The sequence below is a fragment of the Bradyrhizobium sp. 179 genome (assembly GCF_023073535.1).
Lineage (GTDB): Bacteria > Pseudomonadota > Alphaproteobacteria > Rhizobiales > Xanthobacteraceae > Bradyrhizobium.
The window spans coordinates 1-15384 of sequence record NZ_JADPJR010000081.1 but is presented as its reverse complement, the minus strand read 5'-3'; the positions used below and the strand labels follow the sequence as shown (position 1 = coordinate 15384).

Sequence of the window (15384 nt, the reverse complement as noted above, 5' to 3'; positions counted from 1 at the left end):
CGTTTGTGGGCGCCAAAAAGAAAGAGGCGCATCGCTGCGCCCCTGTTCAATCCTCTAAGCCGTGTGGTGGCTTATGCCGTCTCGGTCTTGGCATTGCCGGTCGCGGCCTCAATGGTCTCGGCTTCCTTGCCGAGGATAAAGGAGCGGCGCAGCGGCTTGATCACGAACAGCGCCATCAGCGCTGCCGTCGCATTCAGCGCCACTGCCACCACGAACACGGCCTTCCAGCCATAAGCAGTCGAGATCACGCTCGCCAGCGGGACGAGCAGGGATGCCGTGCCCTTCGCGGTGTAGAGCATGCCGTTGTTGGTGGTCGCGAATTTCGCGCCGAAGGTGTCGCCGCAGGTCGCGGGGAATAGCGAGTAGATCTCGCCGAACACGCCGAAATAGACCGCGGTGGCGAGCACGAAGACGACGGGCACATGGCCATAGGCCGACAGCGCCAGAAGCATCAAAGCAGCGGTGCCGAAGGCGATGAACATGGTGGGCTCGCGGCCAATCGTATCGGAGACCCAGCCGAAGAAGGGACGTCCGAAACCGTCGAAGATGCGGTCGAGCGAAATCGCGAAGGTCAAGGCCGCCATCTGGAAGCCGGCGAGCGTGACCGGCGTGTCGGCGATCTTGAAGTCGTGCGCGATCGGAGCGATCTGCGCCGCGGTCATCAGGCCGCCGGAGGCGACCATCACGAAGACGAGATACATCACCCAGAAAACAGGGGTCCGCAGCACCTGCGGCGGGGTGAAGTCGATCTTGGTCTGCGGCAAATTGAGCTGCTTCTTCTTCGGCGGGATCGAGATCCGCGGCGGCTGGATGAAGAAGGCGAGCACGAACACGATCAGGCCCTGGCCGATGCCGAAGGTGAGGAAGGCGTGCTGATAACCGCTGGAGACGATCATGCTCGCGATCGGCACGACGGTAAGCGCGGCGCCGGCGCCGAAGCCGGCGGCGGTCGCGCCCGCTGCGAGCCCGCGGCGGTCGGGAAACCATTTCAGTGCGTTGCCGACACAGGTGCCGTACACCGCGCCCGCGCCCATGCCGCCGATGATCGCGGCGGCATAGAGCAGGGTAAGGCTATCGGCGTAAGAGTTGAGGATCCACGAGAGCGCGATCATCGCGCCGCCGAACATGACGACGATCCGTGGACCGTATTTGTCGACGAACCAGGCTTCGACTGGCACCAGCCAGGTCTCGGTGACGACGAAGATGGTGAAAGCGAGCTGGATCGCGGCGCGCCCCCAATGGTGGGCCGCATCGATCGGATCGACGAACAACGTCCAGCCGTATTGCAGATTGGCGATCATCGCCATGCAGACGATGCCCATCACGAGCTGGAGCCAGCGGAAACCGGTGCGAAGTGGCGCGGCCGTGACGGCGCCATCCGGGCTGGAAATCATCAAGAACCTCCCAAGGCGCCTGATTAGCTGCGACGCAGGATCGCAAGATGACCTGATGTCGCAAATATTGTGGCTTATCGTCGCAGGCGCGGGCCGAACATTGGTATACGATATTCCAGATTGCAAGCCCTAACTTGGCGCCACATTGAAGAATGCGCGAAGTTCCATCGTGATTTCGGGGGGCATCGCGGGGGCCTTCGCACCAAACGAAAACGCCCGACCGTGAGGCCGGGCGTCCCGCTGAGTGAATTGTAGCGGAGCGGGTCAGACGGTCGATTTCGCGACCACGACCTTGCGCCAGGGTTTCAGCACCGCGATTGCGAGCAATGAAGCCAGAATGTTGGCGCCGGCCGCAATGATGAACACGCTGTCCCAGGTGCCCGACGATTGCTGCATGTAGTTGGCGATCGGCACCAGCAGCGCGGCGGTGCCCTTCGCGGTGTAGAGCAGGCCGGCATTGGTGGTCGCGAACTTGGCGCCGAACGTATCGGTGCAGGTCGAGGGGAATAGCGAGTAGATCTCACCCCAGGCGAAGAACACGAAGCCCGAGAGCAGCACGAACCAGATCGGATCATGGCCCCAGAGGTAGAGCATCCAGATGCCGAACCCTTCCATGCCGAAGGCGATGAACATCGTGTTCTCGCGGCCAATCATGTCGGAGATCCAGCCGAAGAACGGACGCGTCAGGCCGTTGAGCACGCGGTCGATCGTCGCCGCGAACGTCACCGCCGTCATCGTCACCGCCATCAGCGTGACCGGCACGTTGTCGACCTTCCAGTCGGCTGCGATCGGCTTCAGGTTCGCCGTCACCATCAACCCGCCAGCGCCGACGATCACGAACATGAAGTACATCAGCCAGAACAGCGGCTGACGCAGCACCTCGGTCGGTTGATAGTTGCGGCGGGTCTGGAGCAGATTGGCGTTCGCCACCACACTCGGCACCTGGCCCGCTTTCGGCGCCAGCAGGAAGAAGGCGAGGATGCAGATGATGATGCCTTGCCCGAGGCCGAAATAGAGGAAGGTGGTCTGAAATCCGCTGTCCTTGATCATGGCCTGGATCGGCGCGACGGTCAGCGCAGAGCCTGCACCGAAGCCTGCGGCCGTGATACCCGCAGCAAGACCACGCTTGTCCGGAAACCACTTCAGCGCGTTGCCGACGCAGGTGCCGTAAACGCCGCCGGCGCCGATGCCCGCGATGATCATGCCGAGATAGTAGCCGTTCAGCGTGGTGGCCTGCGCGTTGATCGCCCAGCCGATGGCACAGAGCACGCCGCCGACCAGCACGACGATGCGCGGGCCGTATTTGTCGACGAACCATCCCTCGACTGGCACGAGCCAGGTCTCGAACAAAACGAAGAGGGTGAACGCCCATTGAATCGAGGCGCGATCCCAGCCGAACGTCTTCTGGATGTCGGGGACGAAGAACGTCCAGCCGTATTGATAGTTGGCGATCATCACCATCGCGCCTACGCCGATGGCCAATTGCGCCCAGCGAAAAGCATCGCTTACACGTGTGACACTAGGGGCCGCTGCTGACTGCACCATGTCCGTCATTAAAACCCTCCCGAACGCGCCGATCATTTTTTATGCATGCGCTGGCTCGCATCCTGGTATTCATTATGCCAAGATTCAAGCGAGGGACTGAGGGTGCGGCGAAATATCGCGGGCTTGTTCACATGCGCCTTGGCTGCGGGATTGTAAAGCCTGAATTGCTGCCGGAGTGCCGGCGGCCATAGCGACTGTGCCATTCAAGCGATTGATCCAACAAGAGATTTCTGTAACGCGGCGCAGCCGCAAGCACGCTGTGAAAAGCCCGTGCCCTCGGCACACGACCACTTGCGCGCTGTTCGCACACAGCGCCGTCCGGTGGGTCGGCGACTGCAATCGTGGAATTCCTTATCCCAGAAGTCTTGGGGAGCTTCGCACGGCCGGCGCGCGGCGACGCCGGGTCGCGCGCGTCACACCATCGACGTCCGCAGCCGGCTGTAGCCTTCCTGGATCGCGGACCAGAACAGGGCGACCAGGCCGAGCGCCATGATGGTGCTGACGAGGCCATTGGAGAAGAACACGCCGAGCGATCCTTGCGATCCCAACAGCGATTGGCGGAAGGCTTCCTCCGCCTTGTCGCCGAGCACGATGGCGAGCACCAGCGGTGCCAGCGGGTAGTTGCACTTCTTCAGGAGGTAGCCCAGCACGCCGAACACAAGCATCAGCATCACGTCGAAGGTGCTGTTGTGCACCGAATAGGCGCCGATCGCGCAGAGCACCAGGATGAGCGGCGCGATGATGCCGAAGGGCACGCGGAGGATCGCGGCGAAGATCGGCACGCAGGTGAGCACGACGATGAGGCCGGCGAGATTGCCGAGATACATCGAGGCGATCAGGCCCCAGACGAATTCCTTCTGCTCGACGAACAGCATGGGGCCGGGCTGCAGGCCCCAGATCAACAATCCGCCGAGCAGGACGGCGGCGGTCGGGGAGCCCGGCACGCCGAGCGAGAGCATCGGCAGCAGCGCCGAGGTGCCCGCGGCATGGGCGGCCGTCTCGGGCGCGATCACGCCCTCGATCTCGCCCTTGCCGAAATTGTTGCCGCGTCGCGCCAGGCGCTTGGCGATGCCGTAGCTCATGAAGGAGGCCGGCGTTGCGCCGGCGGGCGTGACGCCCATCCAGCACCCGATCAGGCAGGAGCGCAGCGAGGTCAGCCAGTACGCGGGTAATTCCCGCCAGGTCTGAAGCACGACCCGAAGATTGATGGTGGCGTTGCCGCCTCGGAAAGCCAGTCCTTCCTCCATGGTCAGCAGGATCTCGCCGATACCGAACAGGCCGATCACGGCGATCAGGAAGTCGAATCCGTTGAGCAGTTCAGTGACGCCGAAGGTCAGCCGCAACTGGCCGGTGATCGAATCGAGGCCGACCGCCGCGAGCGCAAAGCCCATCATCATCGCCGCGATGGTCTTGAACGGCGGCTCCTTGCTGAGGCCAACGAAGCTGCAGAAGGCGAGGAAGTACACCGCGAACTTCTCCGCCGGACCGAATCGCAGCGCGAAACCCGCGACGAGGGGCGCGACCAGCGTGATCATGATGACGGCAAACAGCGCGCCCACGAAGGAGGAGGTGAAGGCGGCCGTGAGCGCCTCACCGGGTTTGCCCTGTTGCGCCATCGGATAACCGTCGAAGGTGGTCGCCACCGACCAGGGCTCGCCGGGTATGTTGAACAGGATCGAGGTGATGGCGCCGCCGAACAATGCGCCCCAATAGATACAGGACAGCATGATGATCGCCGACGTCGGCGGCATGCTGAAGGTCAGGGGAAGGAGGATCGCAACGCCATTGGCGCCGCCGAGCCCCGGCAGCACGCCGATGATGACTCCGAGCGTGATGCCGATGATCATCAGCATCATATTGTAGGGCTGCAGGGCGACCGCGAAGCCGTGAAACAGGTTGGCCAACTCTTCCATATCGATACGTCCTGCAGCAATAACGGGATGGCGGCGCAGCTCTTACAAACCAAGCCATTCCTCGAACGGGCCCTTGGGAAGCGGAACCAAGAACCAGCGCTCGAAAACGAGATAGGTCACGACCGGCATGCCGATCGCCACCGCGATGGTCGTCAGCCAGCGATAACCGCCGAGCCAGCGCATGAACCAGGCGATAAAGATCATCGAGGCGACGTAGAGGCCGATGAACGGCATCGAGCCGACATAGATCGCGGTGGGCACGACGACGCTCATGACCTGGCGAAGCTGTCCCCATTCTGCGAACAGCCGGCCGTCGTCGTGGCGCTGCGCGCTCCAGAGGTTGATGGCGCTTGCGCCGACGATGGCGGCGCCGACATAGAAGGGGAAGAAGCCGGCACGCGGGCCCTCCGCGCCCCAATTGATGCCGGCCTTCAGGCTGCCGAAGATCACGACCAGGCCGAAGACGCCGATCAACAGCGCCATGCCGATTTCCAGCGTCTTGTGTGCGGGGCCGGATTCGGATCCGGATCGTTCAGTCATGGGACCTCCAGGCGGACGCAATCTTGCGCGGTCGCGGCAGATGGGAGGACGATCCAGCGTCCTCAGCCGTCGATGTCGCGGGTCAGTTCCCCGATGCGAGGAAGCCGGCTTCCTTCATCAAGCCTTCGTGGCGCTTCTCCTCGGCCTCGACCCACTTCGCGTATTCGGCTCCGGTCAGGAATGTCGTGTTGAAGGCGCCGCTCTTCATGAAATCCTGCCATTCCGGCGTGGCGCGGACCTTCTTGAACAGCTCGACGTAGTATTCGATCTGATCCTTCGTGGCCTTGGGCGACATGAAGATGCCGCGCAGCATGAGATATTCCATCGCCAGGCCCTGCGACTTGCAGGTCGGAATATCCTTCCAGGCCTTGCCGTCGGCGATCGGCTCGTCATAGGCCATCGGCTGAGCGTCGAAGACGCAGAGCGGACGGAGCTTGCCGCCGCGCCATTGCGCGACCGCCTCGATCGGATTGTTGACCGTCGAATCGACGTGATTGCCGACGAGCTGAACGGCGACTTCGCCGCCGCCCTTGTAGGGGATGTAGGTGAATTTTGCGTCGATTGCCTTCTCGATGCCGACGGTGATGATCTGGTCTTCCTGCTTGGAGCCGGTGCCGCCCATCTTGAATGAGCCGCTCGGGGCTTTCTTCACGGCGTCGAGGTAGTCCTTGACGGTGTTGTACGGTTTCTCGGCATTCACCCAGAGCACGAATTCGTCGAGCGCCAACATCGCCACCGGGGTCAAATCCTTCCAGTTGAACGGAATCCCCGTTGCCAGCGGCGTCGTGAACAGGTTCGACAGCGTGATGATGATCTTGTGCGGATTGCCCGACGACGTCTTCACATCGAGGAAGCCCTCGCCACCCGCGCCGCCGGCCTTGTTGATGACGACGAGCGGCTGCTTCATCAGATTGTGCTTGGTGACGATGCCCTGGATGGTGCGTGCCATCTGATCGGCGCCGCCGCCGGTGCCCGCCGGCACGATGAACTCGACCGGACGGACGGGCTCCCAGGCAGCACGGCTTGCGGTGCTGTTGGCGCACGACATCGCGATTGCCGCCAAAGCGACATTCAGAACGAATGGCCTCATCTTGTTTCTCTCCCTGTCGAATCCTCAACGCAGCCGATCTTTGTCGGCTTGCGTCAGCCCATCTCGATTCGGATGCCTGGGGTCACTCTTGCGGTCGATTTCCCATGGCAGTCCGGCAGAAACTCTATGAGTAGGGACAATGCGCGGCATCCGCTCCTTTCGGCTAAGGCTCCGCCAACGCTCGCGGCAGGTGTGCCCCTCGGCCGCCCCGCCCTGCGTTGCTGTTTCCCCTCTCAGGCCTTTGATCGCGCAATCGTTCGGGCGAATGGTATGCGAGATGCCAGCCGTCAAACAATCTGATCGGCGGGCCCCACCAGCGGACCAATCGTCGCAGTTGTGGTCGCGGGCCAGGGCAAGCCGCAAAACGAAAATGGCCCCGACATGCGAGGCCATTTGATCGAACGTAGGGTCTGCTAGGTCTGCCATCTCGCCGTTGGGCGGGCGGGCAAGGCCTTCTTACAGGCCGAAACGGGGCAGGTCGCCGTTGTGATTCGAGATCCTGGCGCTCGCCATCAGGAGGCTGTCGATCGCGGCCATCAGGCGGGCGAACAGCGAGGAGGAGGGGGCCAGGGCAACGGAAGCGGTCTTGGACATCGGAAATCCCTTTCTTGAGAACAGTCAGCCTTGCTGTCTCATTTCGAGGGCAATCTATGTATACCAGATACCAGTGTCTATGCTCTTGTTTGCATAGCAGTACGCAAGCTTTCGCATTGCAGCATAATGCTGGATTAACGAAGCCGTTTCGGAAATAAAATTGCTTATGCCCGGGCGGGGATGTCGTTCCAGTGGGCGAAGGTGCGAAAAGCTGGCTAAATCATCCCGGATCGCGCGGGATCTTGCAGCGATGGGACGCCAAGTTCCGGCCGCACTGCAACGGTGGGTCTTGGCACGGTCGTGCAAAGCCGTTAGTGGTCCGCCCCCTTATCCAATCATCCGTCAGAGTGGTTCATGTCGAGCGCCTCGCCCGCCGTCTCGATCGGCATCGATTTTGGAACCAGCAATACGGTCGTCGCGCTCGCGGCGGACGACCGCCGGGTCGAGGCCATCCGCTTCGACCATGGCGGACAGCGCCACAGCGTCTACGTGTCGGCGCTGTGCTTCTGGGAGGAAAGGCCGGGAGCCGGCGCCCAGGCCGAGGGCGGTCCATGGGCGATCGAGCAGTTTCTCGAAGGGCGCCACGTCTACCGCTTCCTCCAGTCGTTCAAGACGTTTGCGGCGAGCTCCAGCTTCAACACCACCCAGGTGTTCCGCCAGCGTTACAAGTTCGAGGATATTTTGGCGGCGTTCCTGCGGACGCTGGCGCGCCACGGCGGCGACCGGTTCGGCTTCGAGGCCGCAAACATCACGGTCGGCCGCCCCGTCCGCTTTGCCGGCGGCAATCCCGACGAGGCGCTGGCGATGCAGCGCTATCGCGCCGCGTTCGAGCGCTTAGGTGCCGGCCACGCCCGCTACGTCTATGAGCCCGTGGGCGCGGCGTTTTCCTTCGCCCGCCGGCTGGAGCGGGATGCCACCGTGCTGGTTGCGGATTTTGGCGGCGGCACCAGCGACTTTTCCGTGATGCGTTTCTCGCGCAAAGGCGGCAGCCTTCGCGCCGAACCGCTGGGACACGCCGGCATCGGCATTGCCGGCGACACGCTCGACTATCGGATTGTCGACCACGTGGTCTCGCCGCGGCTCGGCAAAGGCTCCAGCTTCCGCTCGTTCGACAAGGTGCTGCCGGTCCCGAGCGGCCACTACACCAACCTCGCCCGCTGGCATCAGCTCGCGATGATGAAGAGCAACGGCGATTTGCGCGAGCTGCGCGAGCTTGCGCGCACCGCGCTGAAGCCGGCTCTGCTCGAGGATTTCATTACCATCGTCGATCTCGACCTCGGCTTTTCGCTGTACCGCGCGGTGTCCGACGCCAAGGTGGCGCTGTCGGCGCAGGACGAGGTGGACTTCCGCTTTGGAGGTGGCGGGGTCGACATCGGCGCGGCCATCACACGGAAAAATTTCGAATCTTGGATTGCCGACGATATCGCCCGGTTAGGGGCCACCGTCGACAAGGTGCTGGGCGAGGCGGGCATCACCGGGCGCGAGGTGGAGAAGGTGTTTTTGACCGGCGGCACGTCCTTCGTGCCGGCCGTCCGAAAGCTGTTCGCCGACCGTTTCGGTAACGAACGGCTGATGTCGGGCGACCAGTTCGAGTCGATCGCGTATGGTCTCGCGCTGATCGGACACAGCCCCGACCCGGACAGATGGACCGCCGGCGGCGGGCTTGAATCGAGGGCGGGCGCGTAACGATCGTTCGCAATGGATCGGATCTGCCTCGCACGCAGCCGCAGCTCAATTGGGCTCCGTAGATATCTGCAGACTCGATGTGAGTTGTTCTCTCGGAGAGTTCATTCGACGAGGCGGGGAAATCTGCGAATTTGGTCGAACAGATCACCCCGCTGCGTCAAACGCGGACCGGCTATTGGTTGATCTCCGGCTCGACGAGCCGTGCCAGGTTGCGCAGCGATTCCTGCCAGCCGAGATAACAGGCCTCCGGCGGGATGACGTCGGGGATGCCGGCCTGCGTGATGTCGACTTCGGTGCCGACCGAGACCTTCTTCAGGATCACGGTGACCTGGATCTCACCCGGCAGGTTAGGATCGTCGAACCTGTCGGTGTAGCGGAGGCGTTCGCCCGGGACGAGCTCGACATATTCGCCGCCAAACGAATGGCTGTTGCCCGTCGTGAAATTCCGGAACGACATCTTGAACGTGCCCCCGACCTTGGGCTCGAAATGATGCACGGTACAGGTGAAGCCGTTCGGTGGAAGCCATTTCGCCATCGCGTCGGCCTCCAGGAAGGCGCGATAGACTTTCTCCGGGCTGGTGGCCAAGACGCGGTGCAGACGGACAGTGCTGGGCATGATTGTTATCCTCAGTGAATTGATGGGCCCGAGTTTGGCGTCTATGGCCCATTCATGTCACGAGGACGACGGGGAGGCTGCCGATCCGACACGGCTTTGCAGATTTTTGTTGGGCGTCGGTGCCTGCGATGGTTCGCGCGCCGGCCCGGCCAATCAGGCTTGGCGTGTCTTGTCCGCTTTGGTCTTCGATGCCAGAACCGGAAGGACGTCCCCCATGCGCAAAGGCTGACCGTTGGGGAAGCCGGACATCCTCAGGCTCGAAAAATGCGTGGTCCCGTCGACCGGAGACACATAGGCGAACTTGACCTCGATCTTGTGCTTGATTTCGTAGCCCTGCCATTTCGGGTGTTCGCGCGTCAGGATTTCGGCCTGGTCACAGCGAAGCAGATCAGAGGTCGACGTCGTCTTGGAGAAAATGCCGCGCTCGACCTTCTCCAGGTAGCACTGATCGGTCACAGCGCTGACGCGCGCATCGACGCGTTGAAAATTCGCCTTCTTGTCGTACTGGTCGTAGGCAGCAAAACCGGCGATGCCAACGGCGATCAAACCGAATACCAACAGACGCATGCTCGTGCTCCCGTTTGTGGCAGGTTGAAGCGCCAGACATTAAGGGCAGTTGAATCCGGTCAAGACGGTCTTCAGGAACAGAGAACGCTTCTTTGCGACCAACGCAGCCAGTTGAATCAAATTGATGCGATGCGAGTTAGATGAACTCTCAAATGGCCCCATCCGCGATGAGGTTCGGTTCGGGCCTAGAACCGCCGCGCCGGAGGAACGCGGAGCGCGCCGGCCTGTTGTTCGCGATCAGGACGGGAGATAGATCAATGATAACGAAGCTCTTAGTGAGTACGATGATCGCCTCGATGATGGGAACCGCGGCACTGGCGCAACCGAGTCAGAGCCAGCAGGGCGCGCAGGCCGGAGTGGCCGGAACAAGCGATACCACCAAGAGCACCGCTAAATCGAAGGGTGGGATGACGACGGGCACGTCTTCCAGCACGACCGACAGCTCAGGCACCAGCACTCCAGGTGGCCAGTCCACAAAGAAGAGCGGCGCACGGAAGTGATTGAGTTGAAAGCCCTCGAAACCAGCGAGGGCTTCTTGGTTTCAGCGGTCTTCCTATAGTCTACGAGGGAGCGCGAACCGCAATTCGAAGGACTCGTTGGGGGAGTCCGATGGGCTGCGTGCGGCGTCCACGAGGCCAACGGGCCGACCGCCACTCACTTCGCGTGGCGTAGAAATCAAGCTGCGCGTGCCGCTGCAAAGGACCGGCGGCCCGCCCAAAACATGAATGCAGCCATCGCGCCGATGCCGACTAGGCTTGGAAGGCTGCCGGCAAGGCCCGAAGCAAGCGCGGCAAAGCCCCAGATCGCCGCGAAGAAGTAGCAGATCAGTCCGACAACGGCCTTGCCGGCGCGTCGTGCCCCGCTGTAGCTGGTCTTCGCGAGCGCAGAGGCCGTGCGGATGGTTCGGACGGCTCCGTCTTCGTGCCGCTGAGTCCATGCCGCGGCGGGTTTTCGGATCATCAGGCGGCCTGTTCGGCTTTCAGTGCCGCCAGCCGTTCGGCGACGGTTGCGCTCTTCCGCATGCCGTCGATTTCGGCCACGCGATTTATCGTGCTCGCATCAGTGCGCGTGAATTCAACACCGCCCGCTCCGGCCATGGCGCGATCGAAGGCCTTTTCGGCCGCGTCGACTTTCTTCTCCGCAGCACGGTTCGGCCGAGCCGGGCCATCGCCGCCGAGCGCGGCCTCCTGCCGTGACATCAGGAAGGCCTGAAGCGTATCCTCCATCTGACGCTTGCGCGCCTGAAGCGCGGTGAGGCTGTCTTCAAGTCGCTGCTCCAGCTCGCGGGCCTGTTGCTGCACGGCATCGAGTTGCTTGGCTTGTGCTTCGAAGTCGATCTGGCGGGACAACGCAGCTTCGGCGAGATCATCCCGTTGCTGGTTCAAGGCGAACTTGGCCTTGGCGGTCAGCTCGTCGGCCCGCTCGGCGAGCATCTTCTGCTGACGTGCCGCTTGCAACCGACGCGCCATCGCAGCTTCAAGCTCTGCTTTCACCTGATCGATTGCGCGATCGGCCTCGCGGATGGCCTCGCGCATGACGGCATCGCTGCCGGCCTGCTCCATACGGTCAACGGTGTCCTCGACAGTTGCCGAGAGCAGACGGGACACGCGCGCGAAAATCGATTCAGCCATGACGAACCCCTTTTATGAAATTGGCGCCGAGTAGGCACAGGATTGTTTTAAGGCACTGTTACGCCATTCGACAACTTTAGCTATTGTTTGCAACGAATCCGCAACCGCATTGCGGTACCGTTCCGGAAGGTACCCAAGGGAGAGCGGGTCATGCTGTTGACATTGCTTGTTGTCTGTCTCGCGACGCTGCTTTTGTTGATTGCCTTACCTTCCTACATCGCATACGCGACGCATAACCGCCTGGTCGCGCTCGATCAGCGCTGTGACACGGCGTTCGGCGATATCGACGTTCACCTGAAGCACCGTCACAACCTGATTCCTCCCCTGGTGGAGACGGTGCGCGCATTCGTTAAGCACGAAAGTGACATTCTGCTGGGCGTCACGCAGGCGCGCGCCGACGCGCTGCAAGCCGCGACCCCGGAGCTGCGGCTCAGCGCCGAGCGGGATCTGACACAAAACATCAACGCCCTGATCGGCATGGCGGAGCGCTATCCCGAGCTCAAGGCATCCACGCACTTCGCCGAGTTGCGCAGCGAACTCGTCGATGCGGAAAATCGCATCACCGCCTCGCGTCGCTTCTACAATCTGGCGGTCGAGGAATACGCGACGACGCTGCGTCAGTTTCCCGGCAGCTACATCGGCCGCCTGTTCAGGATGGGCGCACGAAAGCCGTACGACCTCGGCATCGAACGCGTCCTGATCGACGAGCCCCTAGCGGTCAAATTCTGATTGAAGAGAGTTTGCCATGCGGGTGAACGGGCTCTACGGCCACGTCCGTCGCAATGACACGCGCTCGCTCGCATTGTTCGCGGGTTTCGTCGTCGCGTTCCATCTGCTCGCGATACTGGCGCTCGTGGTGCCGCTGGCCATGCTCGACCCCGAGCACGCGCCGCTCTACGGCTGGACGGGCTACCTCGTGCGCTGGGTGCCGATCGTCACCGTTGCCGGCGGCCTGCTGTTCGCAGTGCAGATGGCCTGGCACGTTCGCACCGTGCGCGGCAGGACCAACTTCCGCTTCGTCGACGACAATGATGAGCCGCGGCTCTGCCGCATTGTCGAGCCACTGGTGATCGCGGCCGGCCTGCCGACGGCCTATGTCGGCGTCATCGACAGCCCTGCGCTCAATGCATTTGCCTGCGGGATCAGGCGAAAGGACGCCGTGCTGGTCTTCACGCGCGGGCTGATCGACGTCCTGGACGACGACGAACTGGCCGCCGTCGCCGCCCATGAGATCGTTCACGTGGTCAACGAAGACATCCGGTTGATCGCGGCGACCAACATCTGCCTCGATACGCTGAGCTTTCTCCAGCCGCGGCGCAACAAGAGGCAGGTCAACCGGATCTGGGAAGCCTGCTCGCTGCCGATCCTGGCGATCGCGTTGCCGATTATGGTGGTGCTCATCCTCGTCGTCTCGCTGCTTCGCCGCCTTGCGCTCGACGGCAGCCACCTGACGCGTCTGCTGATCGCATCGGCACGCGAGTTCATCGCCGATGCGGAATCCGTCCGCTTGACGCAGAATCCGTCCGCGCTCGTCTCGGCGTTGCAGCGTATTGACGGGCGCAGCGCCATTCCCGGACTCGCGGCCGGGCAGGACGCCATGATGATCGATGGCGCGCACCAGGGGGCTTTCGCGACCCATCCCACGATCGCCGAGCGCGTGGCGGCGATCGTTTCGGTCACGGGATCGATGGCGCTGATCGCGCCTGCACGGCGGGACACGCGGCCGCCCGAGCTCCGGTCCGGAGCCGGGTTTGGTCGCCGTCCGTCGGCTACCCGCGCGGCGAGGTCTTGGCTTGCGCCAGCCTCTTTCGATTCCGACTTCAACAGGCTCGGCCTGACGTGGGAAATGACGGCGGGCGCAATCGCCGCGATCGCCGTGTTTCTGTGGATCCACCGCTCGGACCTCACCGGGCCTGCGGCGCTCGCCCGGGCTCTCGACCCTGCGCCGATGCGGACGTTCTTCGCGATGGGCGGCGAGGGAATGCGCTGCCAGATGCAGGGGATCGGCAAGCTCGTCGGACTGGCGAACGCGCCGGTCGGCTGCGACGAAGCGTCGATCGACAAGATGCTCGGGGCGCATCGCGGCGAGTCCAATCTCGTCGGGATCATGGCGGCGGGGCCGGCGATGACCCGCCAGGAGACGGCCGGGCCCGCCAGCCAGTGGAACGGAACGTTCGGCAATATCGCCACGGCGGAAGCTCAGCTGGCCGAAGTCCGGCGCGCTGGCTGTTTCCAGACCGAGCGCTATTCGGTCGGCGACCGCGGGCTTCACAAGGTCACCGAAGTGCCGCGGGACGCCAATTCGATCTCATTGCCCAGATATCTGGCCTTGAACGCCAGTGCTGCGCGGTACGTCGGCGAAGCGCCGCCCGCCGGCCGCGACGAGGCGATCCTCAAATATTTCAGATCCCGCAAGACGCTCAGCGGGGTCATTCATCGCTTCTTCGGCGATCCCGGTCTCGATGTTGCAACAAGGTCGTATGCGACCGCAGAGCATCAGGCCGCCATCGCTGCGTTACGCGAGCGCGTTGCGGCGGCCGATTTCGCGCCGGCGCTGACGCCGCTGGAGCGGGCCGAGATCGAGGCCCTTGCCAGGGCGCCGTTGGATTTTGTTTCGTGCACGGCGCGCCGAGGCCGCGTGGGCAAGGACGCTTAGGGCGAAAGTCCGATTGGTTAGCTTCGGATCATCACCGACGATTCATCGGTTCGCCCCGCGGCAGGGCCGTCGAGAACCAAAGGGACCGGCGCGCGGGCCCCGGCGCCGGAAGCGAGTCCGGCACTGACGAAGCGAAGCCACCATTCCGCTGTCGTTCTCCCGTCATCTCATGACGGACTAGGGCGCGGACTCATAACGCGCGGCCAGCCATAGGCGGATAGGTGCGAGTTGGACGAAGGCAAGGTAGTTTCCTGCAACCCTGTCGTAGCGCGTCGCCACCCGACGGCACTGCTTGATCCTGTTGAAGAACCGTTCGACGAGGTTGCGAGCGCGATAGAGGTACGGGCTAAAGCAGATCAGATCGCTGCGATTGCTTTTCGGCAGGATGTTGGCCCACGCGCCCTTCTTCACGGCAAGCTCCCTAATCCAGTCGGCGTCATAGCCACGGTCGGCAAGCAGCATTGATCCGGATTTGAGACGAGACAGCAGTTTTCCGGCAAGTCAACGTCGTGCGCCTAGCCGGGACTCAACGCAGGCCGTATCGGTAGACGATTGCTATCGACCACCGCGTGGATTTTGCTTGTAAGACCGCCGCGTGACCTTCCCATCGATTGGCGATGGTTCCTTGTCATACAGGCCCCATGTTGATGGACGCGAACAATGGATGTATCGATCATCTGCACGGCAGCATCATGGGCACCAGCCGGTACGCTCATGAGCTTGGCCCACACGCCCGCCCGTCGCCAGCCAACGAACCGATTGTAGCAGGTCGTGTACGGACCGAAGCTTTCCGGCAGGTCGCGCCACGGTGCCCCGGATCGCAAGATCCAGAAGATGCCATTGAGGACACGACGGTCATTCACTCGTGGCACGCCGCGCGACTTATTCGGCAGCATCGGCTTAATCGCAAACCACTCATAGTCCGTGAGTTCGTAGCGCATGATTCGACCCCTTCCGATGGATGGCTTGAATCATGGCTCGGCTGGCAGGCTCAACTGGTCGCTATGCACCCGAAAGCGGACCTATTATGCTCACCTTGAGTTTTGTCGTTCATGACCCAAAGCGGACTTCGCCTCCGACAATCGATACAATTTGAGCACCATCTCTTATCAGAGCGAAAGAATGCCTACCTACACCCGTGGGTAATCGCGG

Annotated in this window: 14 protein-coding genes and 1 pseudogene; 4 read left to right on the top strand and 11 right to left on the bottom strand. The window is 62.6% G+C overall.

Going from position 1 to position 15384, the window contains the following annotated elements:
* Positions 1-71: 71 nt before the first annotated feature.
* From oxlT (IVB12_RS19815) to IVB12_RS19790, 6 genes are all read right to left on the bottom strand, one after another.
* On the bottom strand, positions 72-1394 hold the full coding sequence (gene oxlT / locus IVB12_RS19815; protein WP_247301224.1) for an oxalate/formate MFS antiporter: 1323 nt from the start codon (positions 1392-1394) through the stop codon (positions 72-74).
* Between the two features lie 264 nt (positions 1395-1658).
* Positions 1659-2948, bottom strand: a complete 1290-nt coding sequence (gene oxlT, locus IVB12_RS19810) for an oxalate/formate MFS antiporter (RefSeq protein WP_247301223.1) — start codon at positions 2946-2948, stop codon at positions 1659-1661.
* Between the two features lie 404 nt (positions 2949-3352).
* Entirely contained in the window at positions 3353-4852 is a 1500-nt protein-coding gene (locus IVB12_RS19805; RefSeq protein WP_247301222.1) for a tripartite tricarboxylate transporter permease, read from the bottom strand.
* Between the two features lie 42 nt (positions 4853-4894).
* A complete protein-coding gene (locus IVB12_RS19800) occupies positions 4895-5392 on the bottom strand; it encodes a tripartite tricarboxylate transporter TctB family protein (RefSeq protein ID WP_247301221.1) in 498 nt (165 codons plus the stop codon).
* A gap of 82 nt (positions 5393-5474) precedes the next feature.
* A complete protein-coding gene (locus tag IVB12_RS19795; RefSeq protein WP_247301406.1) occupies positions 5475-6440 on the bottom strand; it encodes a tripartite tricarboxylate transporter substrate-binding protein in 966 nt (321 codons plus the stop codon).
* 498 nt (positions 6441-6938) lie between these two features.
* A complete protein-coding gene (locus tag IVB12_RS19790) occupies positions 6939-7076 on the bottom strand; it encodes a hypothetical protein (RefSeq protein ID WP_247301220.1) in 138 nt (45 codons plus the stop codon).
* A 354-nt stretch (positions 7077-7430) separates the two neighbouring features.
* Here IVB12_RS19790 and IVB12_RS19785 point away from each other — a divergent pair, with 354 nt between their 5' ends.
* Entirely contained in the window at positions 7431-8762 is a 1332-nt protein-coding gene (locus IVB12_RS19785) for an Hsp70 family protein (protein ID WP_247301219.1), read from the top strand.
* 172 nt (positions 8763-8934) lie between these two features.
* On the opposite strand, the gene IVB12_RS19780 is transcribed toward IVB12_RS19785, so the two are convergent.
* Together IVB12_RS19780 and IVB12_RS19775 are read right to left on the bottom strand one after the other, a co-directional pair.
* Entirely contained in the window at positions 8935-9378 is a 444-nt protein-coding gene (locus tag IVB12_RS19780) for an SRPBCC family protein (protein WP_247301218.1), read from the bottom strand.
* Positions 9379-9531: 153 nt separating this feature from the next.
* Positions 9532-9945, bottom strand: coding sequence for a hypothetical protein (locus IVB12_RS19775; protein WP_247301217.1), 414 nt, complete (start codon positions 9943-9945; stop codon positions 9532-9534).
* 257 nt (positions 9946-10202) lie between these two features.
* On the opposite strand from IVB12_RS19775, the gene IVB12_RS19770 reads away from it, so the two are divergent.
* Complete coding sequence (locus IVB12_RS19770; protein WP_247301216.1) at positions 10203-10445, top strand: hypothetical protein; 243 nt, start codon at positions 10203-10205, stop codon at positions 10443-10445.
* A gap of 175 nt (positions 10446-10620) precedes the next feature.
* On the opposite strand, the gene IVB12_RS19765 is transcribed toward IVB12_RS19770, so the two are convergent.
* Positions 10621-10905: a hypothetical protein gene (locus tag IVB12_RS19765; RefSeq protein WP_247301215.1), complete on the bottom strand. Its 285-nt coding sequence runs from the start codon at positions 10903-10905 to the stop codon at positions 10621-10623.
* Entirely contained in the window at positions 10905-11576 is a 672-nt protein-coding gene (locus tag IVB12_RS19760) for a PspA/IM30 family protein (protein WP_256466465.1), read from the bottom strand. Before IVB12_RS19760 ends, IVB12_RS19765 begins: the two co-directional genes overlap by 1 nt.
* A 150-nt stretch (positions 11577-11726) precedes the next feature.
* Between IVB12_RS19760 and IVB12_RS19755 the strand changes: the two genes are divergently transcribed.
* Positions 11727-12305 carry a LemA family protein gene (locus IVB12_RS19755; RefSeq protein ID WP_247301213.1) on the top strand — a complete coding sequence of 193 codons (579 nt, stop codon included), beginning with the start codon at positions 11727-11729 and terminating at the stop codon, positions 12303-12305.
* 16 nt (positions 12306-12321) lie between these two features.
* The gene (locus tag IVB12_RS19750) at positions 12322-14232 is read left to right on the top strand and encodes a M48 family metalloprotease (protein WP_247301212.1); all 1911 of its coding nucleotides are present in this window, start codon (positions 12322-12324) and stop codon (positions 14230-14232) included.
* Between the two features lie 177 nt (positions 14233-14409).
* Here IVB12_RS19750 and IVB12_RS19745 read toward each other — a convergent pair.
* A pseudogene (locus IVB12_RS19745) lies at positions 14410-15173 on the bottom strand (IS5 family transposase).
* Positions 15174-15384: the final 211 nt, after the last annotated feature.

Excerpts from the sequence above, each read along its gene's own strand:
- IVB12_RS19785 (WP_247301219.1), top strand. The coding sequence starts at position 7,431 with ATGTCGAGCGCCTCGCCCGCCGTCTCGATCGGCATCGATTTTGGAACC.
- oxlT (WP_247301224.1), bottom strand. The coding sequence starts at position 1,394 with ATGATTTCCAGCCCGGATGGCGCCGTCACGGCCGCGCCACTTCGCACC.
- IVB12_RS19790 (WP_247301220.1), bottom strand. The coding sequence starts at position 7,076 with ATGTCCAAGACCGCTTCCGTTGCCCTGGCCCCCTCCTCCTCGCTGTTC.
- IVB12_RS19775 (WP_247301217.1), bottom strand. The coding sequence starts at position 9,945 with ATGCGTCTGTTGGTATTCGGTTTGATCGCCGTTGGCATCGCCGGTTTT.
- oxlT (WP_247301223.1), bottom strand. The coding sequence starts at position 2,948 with ATGACGGACATGGTGCAGTCAGCAGCGGCCCCTAGTGTCACACGTGTA.
- IVB12_RS19750 (WP_247301212.1), top strand. The coding sequence starts at position 12,322 with ATGCGGGTGAACGGGCTCTACGGCCACGTCCGTCGCAATGACACGCGC.
- IVB12_RS19760 (WP_256466465.1), bottom strand. The coding sequence starts at position 11,576 with ATGGCTGAATCGATTTTCGCGCGCGTGTCCCGTCTGCTCTCGGCAACT.
- IVB12_RS19765 (WP_247301215.1), bottom strand. The coding sequence starts at position 10,905 with ATGATCCGAAAACCCGCCGCGGCATGGACTCAGCGGCACGAAGACGGA.
- IVB12_RS19780 (WP_247301218.1), bottom strand. The coding sequence starts at position 9,378 with ATGCCCAGCACTGTCCGTCTGCACCGCGTCTTGGCCACCAGCCCGGAG.
- IVB12_RS19800 (WP_247301221.1), bottom strand. The coding sequence starts at position 5,392 with ATGACTGAACGATCCGGATCCGAATCCGGCCCCGCACACAAGACGCTG.
- IVB12_RS19755 (WP_247301213.1), top strand. The coding sequence starts at position 11,727 with ATGCTGTTGACATTGCTTGTTGTCTGTCTCGCGACGCTGCTTTTGTTG.
- IVB12_RS19795 (WP_247301406.1), bottom strand. The coding sequence starts at position 6,440 with ATGTCGTGCGCCAACAGCACCGCAAGCCGTGCTGCCTGGGAGCCCGTC.
- IVB12_RS19805 (WP_247301222.1), bottom strand. The coding sequence starts at position 4,852 with ATGGAAGAGTTGGCCAACCTGTTTCACGGCTTCGCGGTCGCCCTGCAG.
- IVB12_RS19770 (WP_247301216.1), top strand. The coding sequence starts at position 10,203 with ATGATAACGAAGCTCTTAGTGAGTACGATGATCGCCTCGATGATGGGA.